A 14,229-nucleotide genomic window follows, 5' to 3' on the forward strand; every position below is an offset into this window, starting at 1 on the left:
TTGCCCCCCTAAAATTGATTATCTACTCACTAACTACAACTACTGGTTTAAATGGTTTTTAACTGCTCTTATAACCAATTCATGATCTTCTTCTGGTGGTAATCCTGAGACTGTAACCATTCCAATAACCCCCACGTTTTTTATTTGGATAGGAAAGCATCCCCCAAACGCAGCGTATTCTGAAGCATCTAAAAGATATTTTTCATTATATGGAATTCCAGTTATTTCACTTTGTATCTGCATATAATACGAGCTATGATTATGCAGGGAAACGACCCGTTTTTTACGCTCAATCCATTTCGTATTTTCCTCAGTTGTCCCTGTCATCTTGAAATGAAATAATTGCACACCATTTTTGGTTATATCAACAGCAATCAATTTCCCCTCTTGTTTTGCTGTTTCAACGATAAATAAACCTAGTTGCAAAGCATCTTCATTTGTAAAAGAAGAAAATTGAAGTGTTTCCTCCTCTATTAAAATTTGTTTACTTATTTCACTCAAATTTGAAGTGCTCATATCTTCAACCTCCATAATCGTTCCATGCCATATTGGCATTTTTTGGAATTATCGCATTCTAAAGTATTAACTTTCAATTATTCTGAATCTAAATAAACTGCTGTAACATCGAGTAACTAATACCGTAAAGCTTACTTTCTTCTTACAGGTGCTATTATGAATGATATTCAATGTTATAAAAAGTACGCACTTTAAAGTGCTATAGGTACTTTAAAGTACTTTTCTACTTATCCCCCTCTTACAGAGACTATTATGAAATATATTTAACATATTAAAAATGTATGTACTAAAGAATAATATTTTCAATAATTAACTTTTTTGCTCAATGGTTGTAATCCAATTTCATCAAAGTTTTTTATCAAGTGAAACAAAAAGAACCTAGTAGGTATTAGATTCTTTTCTGGCCGAAAAACAACTTTTATATTTTCCTTTTCTTTATTCATAATAAAAACATTCATTCACGATACATTTACATAAATGCACAAACTCTTTCCTGTCTTGTTACAAAAGACTTAGAATAGAACTACTATTAAAGGCTCATTTTAATTACAGTAAAACATTGATGAAAAGAATACATTTTTAAAGGAAAATCGTTTGTCATGTTATCATTGGAAATCTATTTTTATAACTTTTACAATTATGCTATCAAAAAATAGGAGGCAACAAAGATGAGTGAAAAAACAGCAGGCTTCTCACAAGTAAATCACGTCGGAATTACCGTAAGTAATTTAGAAAAATCTATCGTTTTTTATGAAGCATTAACAGGTAAAAAAGTATCGAACATCGATGAAATCGGCGGAAAAAGAATGGCGCAAACCCAAGGACTTGAAGATACTCGTATTAAGTATGCAAACCTTCACTTAGACAATTTGAATATCGACATTCTAGAATATGTTATCCCTAAATCAGATAAAGCATCTTACTCAAATGATCAAATTAGTGCGATGCATCTTTGTTTTGAAGTAGAAGATATTGATGCCGCTGTGGAACGTCTAAAAGCAATTGGGGTACAACCAGATGGTGAGCCGATTGTCTTCCAGGAAGAAGATGGCTTGAGATCTGGATTTGGTACAGGCGTTGCCTACTTCCGTGATCCAGCTTATCGCTCCAAAAGGTCCATTTAGACGTGACTAATTAATATAAATCAAGGTGTTTGCATTTTTTGCAGTATTACAATGGCCTTGCGAAAAGATACTATATTTCACTCATATGAATACCGAAAAAGCCACCTTATGTGAAAGGTGGCTTTTTGTCGCTAATCGCGAAAAAATGGGACTTTTTAAAACCAAAGAATTGATTTTATCACAATTAAAGATTCCGAAAGAAATTATATTTATAATAATTTTTAAACTCCTCCATTAACTAGCTCGTTTATCGAGTTTAATTTTGAAGAAAGTCCGATAAACCATTCTTCATCTCCTGTTAATAATGCTAGATCTATAAGAAAAAGGATTTGCTCCTTGTTTATTGCCTTTGATTCAGGAAGTTTTTTTACGTGTTTACTTAAAAAGGACATTGTTTTACTTATTGTGTCTTTGTTGTCACATTTAACAACATTAACCTTAACTACTTCCCCTACGTTATCAAATGATTCAATGTAACCAAGTATTAGTTCACCCTCTACTGATATTCCTCGAACCCAATCTCCTACTTTTAAAACAGGATTATTATTTGACATCATACTTTTTCACCTTCTTACAAATGATTTTAGTATTAAAACAATAAGAATAGTTCTCCATTTTTAAATAACAGTAAACAAGATATATAAAATAAATTAAACTGTAATGTTTTTCATTACATTTCGACATTAGAACTCCACGGCTATATAACAATTAAGCCGTTTATCGTTCTTGATTGATAAGATCAACTACTTCTTTCATTGTATAGTTCTTTAAATATTCACCTAGATGTTCTTCAGCGCCTAAGAAAATAGTAAAAAGGACTTTTCGCATATTCGAACCTACAATACACTGATCGTTCGATTCTGGACATTTAGGTTGCAAAGCACCTTCTGAGGTTATTTGATAAATATGCCAAAGGTTAACTTCACTTAAATCTTGAGCGAAAATAAATCCTCCACCAATCCCCTCTTTTGATTGTATAAACTTATGTTTTTTTAACAAACTTAGCACTTTGCGAATGCGTACTGGGTGAACACCTGCACTTTCTGAAATAGCATTACTTGTTGACATCCGATCTGGCTGTAGAGCTAGATAAGTTAAACTGTGAATGGCCAAGGTAAAGTCACTGTTCATGGTCTTCCTCCTACGATATAAATTGCTAATCACTTTTCAACATACTGTAACTATAAATATTACAGATAGGTTTGTCAAACGTTAAGATATATATAATTCTTACCCTGAAGAAATACATTCCATTATATTCTATACGAGCTCACCAATGTCTATTAGCTTCATTTAGCTTTTTGAACTATCTTTTATCATTTATGCTTTTTAAGTCTGAAAATAAATTTAAAGATTCCATTGTTTCTTGACTTGTTCTTCTGCCAACTGTTTAATTTTTGTCCATATCGTATCCTTACTCACTATAACATTTGTTTGGTAATTTCTATTTTTATAATTAACTGTAACAAATACTTCAATCATCTCCTGTTTCCTCCTCTCAAAAAAACTTTTCCTTACAAAATATTACTTATTAATTAGCCAATTTTTGCAATTCAATGTTCAAAAATGTCCGAACGCTACGTGGTAAAAATTTGCGAATTTCTTCCTCGTTAAAACCAATCTGTAATCTTTTTTCGTCCAGCATAATTGGCCGACGTAACATTTGAGGATACTCAATTATTAATTTATAAAATTCATTAAGCGAAAGTGCCTCGATATTTATATTTAATTCCTGAAAAGTTTTAGATCTAGTTGAAATAATTTCAGTAGCACCATCTTCAGTTAAACGAAGAATCGATTTAAGTTCATCGACTGTCATAGAATTTGATACGATGTTTTTTTCAATATAATCAATTTGATGTTCCTCGAGCCATGCTTTTGCTTTTCGGCATGAACCACAGCTTGCTGTCGTATATAGAATTACCATATTTTAAACACTCCTTTAATGTTTTGTATCAAATACACAATTATTTCAAGTATGGGTTATTGAAATGTATTAAAAAAAATTACAGTTTAGAATCAAATTTACGTAATATTATTTATTCGGCAATATTTAATTTATCTTAACTATCCATTTCTTTTTAAAATGATGCTTTAATAAAATTACTGTAACTACATTTTACAGACGGTGGCAATATGCCTATACCTCACACAATTCACTTCCAAAAACCATACTGTAAATTTAAACTTTACAGTTCTATTAATCAACTGTTAAATGTTGGATTTATTCTATCGACATAACAAATAGTTTTCTTTTGTGTGACTTTCCTCATAAAGTTGATGCAAACTAATTCAATTGGACCCATTCCAAATGTACTTTAAAGTACATTTTATTCATTTCTTGCTTACATGTGCTATTATGGAATATATTTAGCATAATAAAAAGTACGCACTTTAAAGTATTATAGGTACTAAAAAGTAACATATGAACTTTCTAGTATAGTTCTGCTCACTTCCCTCTTACATGAGTTATTATGAATTATATTTAGCACAATAAATAGTACGCACTTTAAAGTGTTATAGGCACTAAAAAGGAATATTTTTAGTACCAAAACGTATTTAGCCCCAAAACTGAAATCTAAATTCATCAAAGGAGGGTTTTTTATGAAGACATACAATATTCCTGTAGAGGCGACTTTAGAAGTTATTGGTGGAAAGTGGAAAGTTGTTATTCTTTGTCATTTAAAGAAAGGAACAAAAAGAACGAGTGAATTAAAACGTTTAATGCCTGGTATTACACAAAAAATGCTAACACAGCAATTACGTGAACTAGAAGAAGACGATGTAATCCAAAGAAAAGTATATAACCAAGTACCACCGAAAGTAGAGTATTCTTTAACTGATTATGGTTGGTCTTTAGGAGCAATACTAGATTCCCTCTGCACTTGGGGAGAAGTTCATCTTGAAAAAAATAGGAACACGTCCATGCTTATTACAGCCGATGAATAATAACTGTTCCTACTATATGTGTAAATTCTATCGAAGACATAAAAAAAAAACGGTTGAGACAATACTTGCCTCAACCGTTTTTTATGACTCTTTATAACTTTTTGCCGTAATCACTGTTTCAAATTCAAAGGTTTCTGGCAGATGATCGGCGTAAGAATATTCGAATGTTCGTCCATCCGTCAAGTAGGCCACTTGTTCGACTCGCATTAGGAAATCCTGATTTGTTAAATTCATAAACTGCTTTTCTCTATCATCTGGACGAATTCCTTTGATCCTAACAACGGATGTTCCCACTTCTAGACCAAGTTTATTTTGAATGTGCGAGTATATCGACACCTCTAAAACCGAAGCTTCAACACCTGGGATGACCGAAATAGGCATCCATGTATGCTCCATAATCGTCGGAATACTATGGATGATGCGGAGGCGGATGATTTTATAGACGAAATCACCGACTGAAACCCCTAATTTTTCAGCAATTATTTCATCGGCACCGACAATCGTAAACTCGATAATTTTACTTTCTACCTCACTGCCGTAAATGGCTTTTGTACCTGTTAAGGTTTGAATCATTCGTGCCTTTTCCTGCTGACGCCAATCTTGAACCACTGTTCCGCTTCCGCGCCGGCGGATGATGTAGCCGTCTCTAACTAACAGATCCAGCGCTTTTTTTATAGTAAGGGCTGAAACGCCAAATGCTTCAGCAAGGACGGGGCTACTCGGAATTTTTCCGTTGATTTTATATTCACCGTCTAAAATTTGCTGTTTAATTTTTTGATAAATGCCGAGGTATTTTACTTGAGTTGATCCACTTGCCACTTCCCTACCTCCTTTTATACTTAACTACCTTCTATTCGTTCCAATTTAAAGCTTCAAGTTTGTAAACTGAAGGTGATGGTACAGCAAATCCGTTTTCCAAGATTTCAATATTCGTTATCGCTTCTTCGTCTTTCACAAGTTTTGTTGCACCATTTACGATTGTTTCGTACGCTGCATCATAGAAACGACCGTAATCACCAAGCGGCGTTTTAATTTGTTTTTCAATCCAGTCACCGTTTGCGTTACGATATTTAGCAACTCCATAGTACATCGGTGAATCTTCACCAAATCCTGCACTCTCAGGCATAATACCCGCCTTCAGATCATTTTCCTGCTGATCTTCACCGTATTTAATAAATGATCCATTTGTTCCATGAACGATAAAGCGTGGATAATCTTTCGCTACAACATGATTGGTTTTCAATTTAATTTTCAGTTGATTTCCGTAATGTAGACCAACATCGAAATAGTTATCAACCGCACCTTCCACTTCATTATTACGAATATCGTATGTCACCGTATCCGGACGGCCGAATAGTGAAATCATGCGGTCCATCGTATGAATACCTAAACTGTAAAATGAACCTTCTTCTTTTGGACCTTCGTGAGTGATTGAACCAGGACGGAAATAATCAATATGTGATTCAACCTCAACAATATCACCGAGGAATCCTTGTTCAACAACTTGCTTCATAGCTAAGAAATCACCATCAAAACGGCGGTTTTGGTAAGGCATAACTACCACACCTTTTTCTCGGCCTAAAGCTAATAATTCTTTAGCATGTTCAACTGTATCGCAAAATGGTTTTTCAACGATAACTGATTTCTCAGCAAGTATAACTTTTTTCGCCAATTCGTAGTGCGTATGCGCTGGCGTGCAGATCGTCACCACTTGAATTTCTTTGTCATTCAACAATTCGTCCAAATCAGTAGTGAAGTAAACACCTTTTTCCTCATATGGAGCCGCTAATTCTTCATTAATTTGGCGTGCAAAAATCATTTTTACTTTTATATTTTTACGTGTTTTTACATAAGGTAGGTGATAACGGTTCGCTGATTTTCCAAATCCAATAAAGCCCATTGTTAATGTCATGTTCTTCAACTTCCTTGCTAATAAATTTTCGTCCCTATATTTATTATATATTTTTACAATCAAAAGTATATAGTTTTGTTTTTAAAGTTATATATTAAATGAACCTTTTGACATGCTCATTTCATTACATACTTTTTCAGTTTTATTCTCCATAGCTCTTATAGTTATAGAAATCCCATTCCACGAGAAATCGCAAAAGCAATTTATATTTTCAACATGCTGAAAAGCATCTAAAATATTAAATGAAAAAGTCGAGATAGAAATCATTTTCTGATTTCTATCTCGACTTTAAGTTATGGACTTATGTCCTACCATCATTTTATTTAAACTTGATGAGTAAAGAGCTATTAGATTACATGCTCTTATTCATACATATAAGAACGTGTCATAGGAATTGTATCATTAATGCCTTTTGTAAATACAAATTGATGTAAATCAATATTACCTGTAAAGAATGAAGCTGCACATGCATTTAAATATAAGCGCCACATACGAATGAATCGCTCATCTTTCGTTTTGTGAACTTCCTCCAGTACGTTTTCAAAATTTCGAGCCCAATGCTGTAATGTTTTACCGTAATGTCTACGTAAGCTTTCAACATCAACAATGAAAAATTGTTCGTTTGTCATGTTCGTGATTAATTCGTTAACAGCAGGAACATATCCACCAGGGAATATATATTTTTCAATCCAACCATTAGTAGCCCCACCATTAGTTGGCGAAGTAATACAATGAAGAAGAGAAATCCCACCGTCGTTTAGTAGTTTATTAACTGAAAAACACCACCTCGTCATTAGGTGGTGTTTTCAATATTACATATAGAGATTTCACTTAACTTTATTGTTTTTTCTATCTATGCATCGTTCTCCCCATGCGGTTAATAAATTTAATACATTTTGTAAAGACCACCCATAATCAGTTAGGGAATATTCTACTCGAGGGGGAATTTGTTTGTAAATTTTACGTGTAATCACACCGTCTTCTTCCAGCTCACGTAGTTGCTGCGTCAACATTCTAACAGAAATTTCAGGAATCAGCCGTTGTAACTCGCTCGTTCGCTTCGTTCCTTTAGTTAAGTGACATAAAATGACGACCTTCCACTTCCCACCGATTATTTCTAAAGTTGCTTCTATAGGTATATTATATTGTTTCACGCAATCTCCTCTCCTTTTTTATAAATTCCTTATCTATTGTTGCGTAAAACTAAATAATTTTCTATACGGCACATTTTAGTTCCTACAGTACAAAAAAGTACCTATATTACCGAAAAGTAATTATGCCACTTAAAAACGCATTTATAAAATCTCCTTCTATAGACATTGCAAAACAAAAAGGAAAAAACGAACATATTTCTGTTCGTTTTTTCCTTTTTTATTATTCGGCTGCTGTAATAAGCATGGACGTGTTCCCATTCTTCTCGAGATGGTATTCTCCCCAATTACAAAGGGAATCGAGTATAGAATCTAAAGAACGACCGTAATCAGTTAAAGAATATTCTACTTTTGGTGGTACTTGGTTATACACTTCTCTATGGATTACACCATCTTCTTCTAGTTCACGTAATTGTTGTGTTAACATCTCTTGTGTAATACCAGACATTAATTGTTTTAATTCACACGTTCTCTTTTTGCCTTTCTTTAAATGACACAGTATAACTACTTTCCACTTTCCACCGATAACCTCTAAAGTTGCCTCCACAGGAATATTGTATGTTTTCATATAAAATCTCCTTTAATAATTTCATAAAACAATTCAGCCAAAAGTTTAAATATTACTTTTAAGTATCTATAGCACCTTAAAGTACGTACTTTTTATTGTGTTAAACATGTTTCATAATAGCATACGTAAACAGTAAATGAGTAGTACGGCACTAAAAAGTACCTGTATTACTTTTTAGTATCTATAACACTTTAAAGTACGTACTTTTTATTATGTAAAATACATTTCATAATAGCATATGTAAGAGTTTAGTGAGCAATACAGTATTAGAAATTACCTATGTTACCTTTAAGTACCCATCGTACTTTAAAGTGCGTACTTTTTTAACTGTTTCAATACTTTTATAATGCATTTTATCAGGCGATGAAATGACATGTATTGATTTGATCAGTTTTTGTTTTTCACATCCATTCACACTGATTAATCAATTTTTAAATAAATTTTAGGAGGATATCTTTAATGAGTAATTTACTACAAGAAAAAATTGGTTTTGGTACAGCACCACTAGGTAATATGTACCGTAATATCCCAGAAGAAGAAGCAATCGCTACAGTGGATGCTGCTTGGGAAAATGGCGTTCGTTATTTTGATACAGCTCCACTTTATGGATCTGGCTTAGCGGAGATTCGTCTTGGTGAAGCACTGTCGAAAAGAAATCGGGATGATTACTTTTTAAGTACAAAAGTAGGTCGAACTATTTCGGATGAACTTGAAGATCCATCTGCACGTGATTTAGGTGAAAAAGGCGGACTTTTCGAATTTGGTCGTAAAAATAAAATGATCAATGACTATAGCGCAGATGCAACCCTTCGCTCTATTGAGCAAAGTTTGAAACGTTTAAAAACGGATCGTCTAGACTTTGTTTTTATTCATGATTTAGCACAAGACTTTTATGGCGACGAGTGGATTTCACAATTTGAAACGGCTCGAACAGGAGCATTCCGTACGCTAACACGTTTACGTGAAGAAGGAGTCATTAAAGGTTGGGGACTTGGAGTAAACAAAGTAGAATCAATTGAACTTATGCTTGATTTGGAAGAAGCGAAGCCAAATATATCCTTGTTAGCTGGTCGTTATTCATTATTAGACCACGAGCGTGCCTTACAACGAGTAATGCCTGCAGCTGTAAAGCATAATATGGATATTGTTGTTGGCGGCCCATACAGCTCAGGTGTTCTTGCTGGAGGTACTCACTTCGAATACCAAAAAGCGTCACCAGAAATTATTGCAAAAGTTGAGAAAATCAAAGCTCTTACAGACCGTCACGAAATCAGCATCAAGGCTGCTGCATTGCAATTTTCACTAGCTAATCCAGCAGTTGCTGCTGTTGTTCCTGGTGCAAGTAAACCTGAACGAATTGCAGAAGACCAAGCTGCATTGAACACAGTGATTCCAGCAGCATTCTGGGAAGAAATGCGCGAACAAAAACTAGTAGCACCTAATGCACCACTACCAATCAACGTGAAATAAAGTGAAACTTTAATCAGTGGGGATTTTACGGGCAGACCGACTCCCCACCTCATATTCGCTGAATTTTGAGGTGAGAGTCTTATTACCCGCAAATAGCGAGATAAAAGGAGCGTAATGGATATGGCACATACTACTACATCTATGACAATTTTTGCTTCACCTGAACAAGTATGGCAATTAATTGGAGGTTTCAACTCCCTTCCAGACTGGTTACCTTATATACCTAGCAGTAAAGTAACTGAAGGCGGTCGTGTACGTCATCTAGCTAATCCAGATGGTGATACGATTATAGAGCGCTTAGAAGTATTCAATGATAAGGAGCGCTACTACACGTATTCAATTATGAATGCACCATTCCCAGTCACTAATTATCAATCCACGATCCAGGTTAAAGAAGGTACTGAAAGTAACACATCGTTAGTAGAGTGGTCTGGTAATTTCACTCCTGTAGGGGTTAGTGATGAAGAGGCAATTAATCTGTTTCATGGAATCTACAACGATGGTCTGAAGGCATTGCAACAAGTATTTCTAGATTGATTCCTTTAAAAAGAAACCGTAAAAAGCAAAGCGATATCGCTTTGCTTTTTATAAAATCCCTTTTAACTTTTCACCAATTAACTTCGCTAAATACTCATAACCTTCCGGTCCAAAGTGTAATCCATCTTTTTCATCATCTTCTACGAAGCTTTTATAATTCGATTCTTGAATCATTTCAGCATACAAATTTAGAAAATGACTTCCTGTTTCTTTCGCCACTTCCTCTACTACTTCTGCATACTGACCGAGTATTTTGTTTGTTCTATTATACTGTCTTTCTTCATCAACTGGTGCAGGACTAATGAGTAGTACTTTTTCTGATGAAATCTGATCCACAATCTTCTCTAAGTTTTCTTTGTATGCTTGTAATGGCACTTGAGCAAAAGAGACTGCATCATTCGTACCTAGAAAAATTGTTACAAAGTCTGGTTTATATGATAATACATCCTCTTCAATACGTTTTAACGCATCAAATGTATTATCCCCTGGAACACCCGCATTAACTACCTTCAAATTAGGAAACACCTCTTGCAAACGTGGTGTTAATCTCGGCGTTCCATCGAAAAATATTTCATCAGCTGTAATACTATCCCCAAAGCATACTAACGTTTTCATTAATCTAGCACTCCTTTACGTATGAAATAGCTTTCCTTCTATCGCTTTAATATATCTTTCCGCAGAACGTTCAACTGCCTCATTTGCATTTTCTTTTACTACTCGGTGAAAAGCATTATATAGACGATTAAATTGTAACGGTTTCACTCGATTCGCCATTTCCTCAACTTTTCTCGCCGGTAATGGAATTAAGTTTGGATAGCTATACATGAAGCTTACCCACTGCTGATCCGCTACAACTTGAATAATATCACCTGTTAGTAAAATACCTTTCCCATCATTTCCTTCTTTCCAATGTAATACAGAACCACCGCTAAAATGTCCTCCGAGACGATGTACAGTTATTCCATCCGCTAATTGTAAAGACTCGCCAGACCAATAAATAATACGACTACTCGGGCGCATAACCCACTCTTTATCGTCTTCATGTATATAAATTGGTACATCAAATGTTTCTGCCCATTCTACTTGAGTTGAATAATAATGCGGATGAGATAGTGCAATCGCATCTAATCCGCCCCACTCTTTTATCTTCTCAATTGTCGTTTCATCTAAATAAGTAATACAATCCCATAGTAAACGATACGATTCCGTTTTTACTACATATCCCGTTTGACCGATCGCAAATTCTGGTTTTGTCGTAATACTATAAAGCCCATTTTCTTCCCAGGTAATTTCATTTTTATATGTATCACTAGTTTGCAAGTTTTCTAAAGTTGTCCAAGACTGGCCTTTCGGATTAATATACTGTCTCTCCTCATTACAAATGAGACAACTTACCGGTTCCTCTGCACTTGCTGCATATTGTACGCCACACGTTGTACAAACGAAATTTTTCATAGTTATTCTCCTATCCCTAAAGTTTTATTAAGCTGATAATTGATATACTAAATCTCATTAATCCAATAACGCCAAGCCACTAAGTAATCTTCTAAATCTTTCGGGTGGTGCCTTAAACACGTATCTATACGCAAAAATAAACCTATTATTATTTCTTCGTATAATTCCTTATCTCTTTTATGAAATACACATTGTTTCATCACATATTGAATTGTTTCTTTCGTTAAATCTTCCGGAGTCGAACAGAACGCGTATATTAAATCGTATATAGGATTTCCTAAGACTGGTAAAGGATCTATCACACCATATAACTTATTATCTCGAAATATAAAGTTATGGAATCCAAGATCACCATGTAATAAAAACGGCCTATCTATTCCATTACCTCTTTTTGGACTATTTACAAGTGTAAGAACAAGCTGATGTTCTTCATCACTTATGCACTGCCCCAAATTTTCACGAGCTTCCATTACATTTGTTAATAAAAACTCTGTCCAAGATTGAACCGGACTATCTTTCCATCCCCATCCATCTACCTTTGGAACTATTTCATACGTATTAATTACTTCTTTTACAAGTGTACAAAGTGTGCTCCTCTTATACCCAAGTTCGCACGAAGTAGTCCCTACAAGAAAGGAATACACAATATATCTGTTTAAAGGATCCTTAAACAAAAGTGTTGAAAATAAAGTATTCCCATCATAAATAGAAAGAAAATCAGCTTCTTCACGTACCACTTCCGATTTATTCAACTTTACAACGTATTTTTCGTCCAACAAATATACAGTACTTGTCGTTCCCCCGTTCAACACTTTAATGCTTTTCGGATAATATGAAATAATCTTCTCATTAACTAGTTGTTCAACGATTATTGAAATGTCCATTTCTCCCACCCTTAATTCCGAAGATTCCCTCAATTCAAAAGACACCCCTACTATTATTTGACAAATATAAAGAAAAACCTCCTAAAATCTTAATATAACAAAGATTGATTTTCATTTTATTAAGACTGCCTCTTTCAATATTTCATCACATAATTCATTCCATTTATGATAATGCGATGCGACTTCTTCTACTCTAACAAACATCCTTTTATCGGACTCATATTCACCATCAAACTCATATACTTCGGTTATATCCATTCGATAGAACGGCTGATATCCTACTTTCGGATACGGGCTACCTTCATTCCAATTTGGATTATCACTATGATCAACGATAATATATCCAAATAAAGTACATTCTCCTTTTACATACCCTTCTTCCCACGCTTCTCTTTTAAAACATTCTTCGGGTAGTTCTCCTTCTTCTATATGTCCACCAGGAAATTCCCAACCACGATTATGATGATCAATGAGCAACACTTTATCATGATAAAAACAAAAGCCATGCACGCTCGTAATCTTTTCGTACTCGGGTAATGTACAATCTTTTTTCCACGTTAATTTCACTTTTGCTTCCCCATAATTGGCGTATATTGTGACCATTTTCTTTACTCCAAATGCTCTTCATTTAATCTAGTAATTTCAATTGTAGAATCTCTTCCTTTTAATTTACGAGCTAAACTTTCTACACCAAATACTTCTGTAAACGTATGGCTACCTACAATCAAATTAATCCCCTTAAATTTTGCATGTTGCACTGTATATAATGTTTTTTCTCCTGTTATGTACGTATCACAACCTTTTGCTAGTGCACGCTCAATAAGATTTGTATTGTTCCCTGCACCCGTTAAAATCGCAATTCGTTTCACTGGTCTATCGTGATTTTCCCAACTCTTCACACTCTCTTCCATTCTCTCTTCAAGTTTTTCAACTAAGTTTGAAAATAGAATCGCTTCTTCATATTCTCCTATTCCCGGTAGCTCTTCCTCCTCATACGTGGAATATTCCAGTATTGTATCTATCCCAATTTCTTTAAACAACGACGTACACGTGCCAAACTTTACGAAATCTAACGGCAAATGAATCCAAAAATGATTCATTTCATATTGTTTTAGTTTCTCAATACAAGCCTCTTCCATACCGAATAAAAAGCTCCATGGTGCATGATGTGTAAGTATCATATCGACACCATTTCTGTATGCTTCTTCAATTGTTTCTAGCGTCAAATTTGTTGTGTAACCTATTTTGTGAAATTCCTCTTTACTTATGTGAGTAAAACCATACTCATCATCACCGTATTTATTAAGGTGTTCTTGAAAAAGTGATGTAATATGTTCATTAAACTGCGTTATATTCATTTTCATTTCTCCTTTCATTTACTTTTATATTTCATAAATAAGGAAATACTAAATAACAACGTTACATACATATAGGAGGACATTATGAAACCAGAATTTTTAAAAGCTATACATGAAGCGATTGGAAATGTCGAACATATTCATATAGAAGAAAGTGGTGCAGATAGTTTACTCATTCACCATGATGATGCACAGCAATTAAAACAAGTTGCTGAAACATTAGAAAATAACAATTTCCGCTCTACTATAAGAACAACAGGAGACGCTTCGTATATTGAAGTGTTGAACAGATAAGGAAGCCGGCT

At 34.3% G+C, this 14,229-nt stretch carries 19 protein-coding genes and 1 pseudogene; 5 read left to right on the forward strand and 15 right to left on the reverse strand.

Annotation, left to right across the window (positions count from 1 at the left end):
* Positions 1-39: 39 nt before the first annotated feature.
* On the reverse strand, positions 40-555 hold the full coding sequence (locus tag ACTFQM_RS12235) for a heme-degrading domain-containing protein (RefSeq protein WP_440034522.1): 516 nt from the start codon (positions 553-555) through the stop codon (positions 40-42).
* A gap of 629 nt (positions 556-1,184) precedes the next feature.
* Between ACTFQM_RS12235 and ACTFQM_RS12240 the strand changes: the two are divergent.
* A pseudogene (locus ACTFQM_RS12240) lies at positions 1,185-1,650 on the forward strand (VOC family protein).
* Positions 1,651-1,861: 211 nt separating this feature from the next.
* On the opposite strand, the gene ACTFQM_RS12245 reads toward ACTFQM_RS12240, so the two are convergent.
* From ACTFQM_RS12245 to spxA, 4 genes are all read right to left on the reverse strand, one after another.
* Positions 1,862-2,194, reverse strand: coding sequence for an IDEAL domain-containing protein (locus ACTFQM_RS12245; RefSeq protein ID WP_025149242.1), 333 nt, complete (start codon positions 2,192-2,194; stop codon positions 1,862-1,864).
* A 163-nt stretch (positions 2,195-2,357) separates the two neighbouring features.
* Positions 2,358-2,771 (reverse strand): Rrf2-family transcriptional regulator SaiR, encoded by a 414-nt coding sequence (gene saiR, locus ACTFQM_RS12250; protein WP_025149241.1) that lies wholly within the window; start codon positions 2,769-2,771, stop codon positions 2,358-2,360.
* Between the two features lie 216 nt (positions 2,772-2,987).
* On the reverse strand, positions 2,988-3,122 hold the full coding sequence (locus tag ACTFQM_RS12255; protein ID WP_025149240.1) for a BA3454 family stress response protein: 135 nt from the start codon (positions 3,120-3,122) through the stop codon (positions 2,988-2,990).
* 49 nt (positions 3,123-3,171) lie between these two features.
* Positions 3,172-3,567 (reverse strand): transcriptional regulator SpxA, encoded by a 396-nt coding sequence (gene spxA, locus ACTFQM_RS12260; protein WP_071719078.1) that lies wholly within the window; start codon positions 3,565-3,567, stop codon positions 3,172-3,174.
* A 677-nt stretch (positions 3,568-4,244) separates the two neighbouring features.
* On the opposite strand from spxA, the gene ACTFQM_RS12265 reads away from it, so the two are divergent.
* Positions 4,245-4,589, forward strand: coding sequence for a winged helix-turn-helix transcriptional regulator (locus ACTFQM_RS12265; RefSeq protein ID WP_440034525.1), 345 nt, complete (start codon positions 4,245-4,247; stop codon positions 4,587-4,589).
* An 81-nt stretch (positions 4,590-4,670) separates the two neighbouring features.
* Here ACTFQM_RS12265 and ACTFQM_RS12270 read toward each other — a convergent pair whose 3' ends face one another.
* The 5 genes from ACTFQM_RS12270 to ACTFQM_RS12290 form a co-directional block, all read right to left on the reverse strand.
* Positions 4,671-5,408 (reverse strand): GntR family transcriptional regulator, encoded by a 738-nt coding sequence (locus tag ACTFQM_RS12270; RefSeq protein ID WP_327901725.1) that lies wholly within the window; start codon positions 5,406-5,408, stop codon positions 4,671-4,673.
* A 31-nt stretch (positions 5,409-5,439) separates the two neighbouring features.
* Positions 5,440-6,501 (reverse strand): oxidoreductase, encoded by a 1,062-nt coding sequence (locus tag ACTFQM_RS12275; RefSeq protein ID WP_071719080.1) that lies wholly within the window; start codon positions 6,499-6,501, stop codon positions 5,440-5,442.
* Between the two features lie 362 nt (positions 6,502-6,863).
* Entirely contained in the window at positions 6,864-7,295 is a 432-nt protein-coding gene (locus ACTFQM_RS12280) for a class I SAM-dependent methyltransferase (protein WP_420271285.1), read from the reverse strand.
* A 33-nt stretch (positions 7,296-7,328) separates the two neighbouring features.
* The gene (locus ACTFQM_RS12285) at positions 7,329-7,655 is read right to left on the reverse strand and encodes a winged helix-turn-helix transcriptional regulator (RefSeq protein ID WP_025149234.1); all 327 of its coding nucleotides are present in this window, start codon (positions 7,653-7,655) and stop codon (positions 7,329-7,331) included.
* Between the two features lie 220 nt (positions 7,656-7,875).
* Positions 7,876-8,220 carry a winged helix-turn-helix transcriptional regulator gene (locus ACTFQM_RS12290; protein ID WP_440034528.1) on the reverse strand — a complete coding sequence of 115 codons (345 nt, stop codon included), beginning with the start codon at positions 8,218-8,220 and terminating at the stop codon, positions 7,876-7,878.
* A gap of 459 nt (positions 8,221-8,679) precedes the next feature.
* On the opposite strand from ACTFQM_RS12290, the gene ACTFQM_RS12295 reads away from it, so the two are divergent.
* The gene (locus ACTFQM_RS12295) at positions 8,680-9,690 is read left to right on the forward strand and encodes an aldo/keto reductase (RefSeq protein ID WP_071719081.1); all 1,011 of its coding nucleotides are present in this window, start codon (positions 8,680-8,682) and stop codon (positions 9,688-9,690) included.
* Between the two features lie 120 nt (positions 9,691-9,810).
* Positions 9,811-10,227 (forward strand): SRPBCC family protein, encoded by a 417-nt coding sequence (locus ACTFQM_RS12300; protein ID WP_440034530.1) that lies wholly within the window; start codon positions 9,811-9,813, stop codon positions 10,225-10,227.
* Positions 10,228-10,275: 48 nt separating this feature from the next.
* On the opposite strand, the gene ACTFQM_RS12305 is transcribed toward ACTFQM_RS12300, so the two are convergent.
* The 5 genes from ACTFQM_RS12305 to ACTFQM_RS12325 all read right to left on the reverse strand — a co-directional run bounded on the left by ACTFQM_RS12305 (position 10,276) and on the right by ACTFQM_RS12325 (position 13,924).
* Complete coding sequence (locus ACTFQM_RS12305) at positions 10,276-10,842, reverse strand: SGNH/GDSL hydrolase family protein (protein WP_400531696.1); 567 nt, start codon at positions 10,840-10,842, stop codon at positions 10,276-10,278.
* A gap of 15 nt (positions 10,843-10,857) precedes the next feature.
* Positions 10,858-11,682 (reverse strand): hypothetical protein, encoded by an 825-nt coding sequence (locus ACTFQM_RS12310; protein WP_440034531.1) that lies wholly within the window; start codon positions 11,680-11,682, stop codon positions 10,858-10,860.
* Between the two features lie 47 nt (positions 11,683-11,729).
* Positions 11,730-12,566: an aminoglycoside phosphotransferase family protein gene (locus ACTFQM_RS12315; protein ID WP_440034533.1), complete on the reverse strand. Its 837-nt coding sequence runs from the start codon at positions 12,564-12,566 to the stop codon at positions 11,730-11,732.
* A gap of 111 nt (positions 12,567-12,677) precedes the next feature.
* Complete coding sequence (locus ACTFQM_RS12320) at positions 12,678-13,169, reverse strand: NUDIX domain-containing protein (RefSeq protein WP_400531701.1); 492 nt, start codon at positions 13,167-13,169, stop codon at positions 12,678-12,680.
* 5 nt (positions 13,170-13,174) lie between these two features.
* Positions 13,175-13,924, reverse strand: a complete 750-nt coding sequence (locus ACTFQM_RS12325) for a Nif3-like dinuclear metal center hexameric protein (RefSeq protein ID WP_098304935.1) — start codon at positions 13,922-13,924, stop codon at positions 13,175-13,177.
* A gap of 84 nt (positions 13,925-14,008) precedes the next feature.
* On the opposite strand from ACTFQM_RS12325, the gene ACTFQM_RS12330 reads away from it, so the two are divergent.
* Positions 14,009-14,218 carry a hypothetical protein gene (locus ACTFQM_RS12330; RefSeq protein ID WP_025149224.1) on the forward strand — a complete coding sequence of 70 codons (210 nt, stop codon included), beginning with the start codon at positions 14,009-14,011 and terminating at the stop codon, positions 14,216-14,218.
* The last annotated feature ends 11 nt before the right edge of the window (positions 14,219-14,229 follow it).

Source organism: Bacillus cereus group sp. MYBK30-2 (assembly GCF_051915945.1).
GTDB lineage: Bacteria > Bacillota > Bacilli > Bacillales > Bacillaceae_G > Bacillus_A > Bacillus_A paramycoides.

Excerpts from the sequence above, each read along its gene's own strand:
- ACTFQM_RS12235 (WP_440034522.1), bottom strand. The coding sequence starts at position 555 with ATGCCAATATGGCATGGAACGATTATGGAGGTTGAAGATATGAGCACT.
- ACTFQM_RS12245 (WP_025149242.1), bottom strand. The coding sequence starts at position 2,194 with ATGTCAAATAATAATCCTGTTTTAAAAGTAGGAGATTGGGTTCGAGGA.
- saiR (WP_025149241.1), bottom strand. The coding sequence starts at position 2,771 with ATGAACAGTGACTTTACCTTGGCCATTCACAGTTTAACTTATCTAGCT.
- ACTFQM_RS12255 (WP_025149240.1), bottom strand. The coding sequence starts at position 3,122 with ATGATTGAAGTATTTGTTACAGTTAATTATAAAAATAGAAATTACCAA.
- spxA (WP_071719078.1), bottom strand. The coding sequence starts at position 3,567 with ATGGTAATTCTATATACGACAGCAAGCTGTGGTTCATGCCGAAAAGCA.
- ACTFQM_RS12265 (WP_440034525.1), top strand. The coding sequence starts at position 4,245 with ATGAAGACATACAATATTCCTGTAGAGGCGACTTTAGAAGTTATTGGT.
- ACTFQM_RS12275 (WP_071719080.1), bottom strand. The coding sequence starts at position 6,501 with ATGACATTAACAATGGGCTTTATTGGATTTGGAAAATCAGCGAACCGT.
- ACTFQM_RS12280 (WP_420271285.1), bottom strand. The coding sequence starts at position 7,295 with ATGACGAGGTGGTGTTTTTCAGTTAATAAACTACTAAACGACGGTGGG.
- ACTFQM_RS12290 (WP_440034528.1), bottom strand. The coding sequence starts at position 8,220 with ATGAAAACATACAATATTCCTGTGGAGGCAACTTTAGAGGTTATCGGT.
- ACTFQM_RS12295 (WP_071719081.1), top strand. The coding sequence starts at position 8,680 with ATGAGTAATTTACTACAAGAAAAAATTGGTTTTGGTACAGCACCACTA.
- ACTFQM_RS12300 (WP_440034530.1), top strand. The coding sequence starts at position 9,811 with ATGGCACATACTACTACATCTATGACAATTTTTGCTTCACCTGAACAA.
- ACTFQM_RS12305 (WP_400531696.1), bottom strand. The coding sequence starts at position 10,842 with ATGAAAACGTTAGTATGCTTTGGGGATAGTATTACAGCTGATGAAATA.
- ACTFQM_RS12310 (WP_440034531.1), bottom strand. The coding sequence starts at position 11,682 with ATGAAAAATTTCGTTTGTACAACGTGTGGCGTACAATATGCAGCAAGT.
- ACTFQM_RS12315 (WP_440034533.1), bottom strand. The coding sequence starts at position 12,566 with ATGGACATTTCAATAATCGTTGAACAACTAGTTAATGAGAAGATTATT.
- ACTFQM_RS12320 (WP_400531701.1), bottom strand. The coding sequence starts at position 13,169 with ATGGTCACAATATACGCCAATTATGGGGAAGCAAAAGTGAAATTAACG.
- ACTFQM_RS12325 (WP_098304935.1), bottom strand. The coding sequence starts at position 13,924 with ATGAATATAACGCAGTTTAATGAACATATTACATCACTTTTTCAAGAA.
- ACTFQM_RS12330 (WP_025149224.1), top strand. The coding sequence starts at position 14,009 with ATGAAACCAGAATTTTTAAAAGCTATACATGAAGCGATTGGAAATGTC.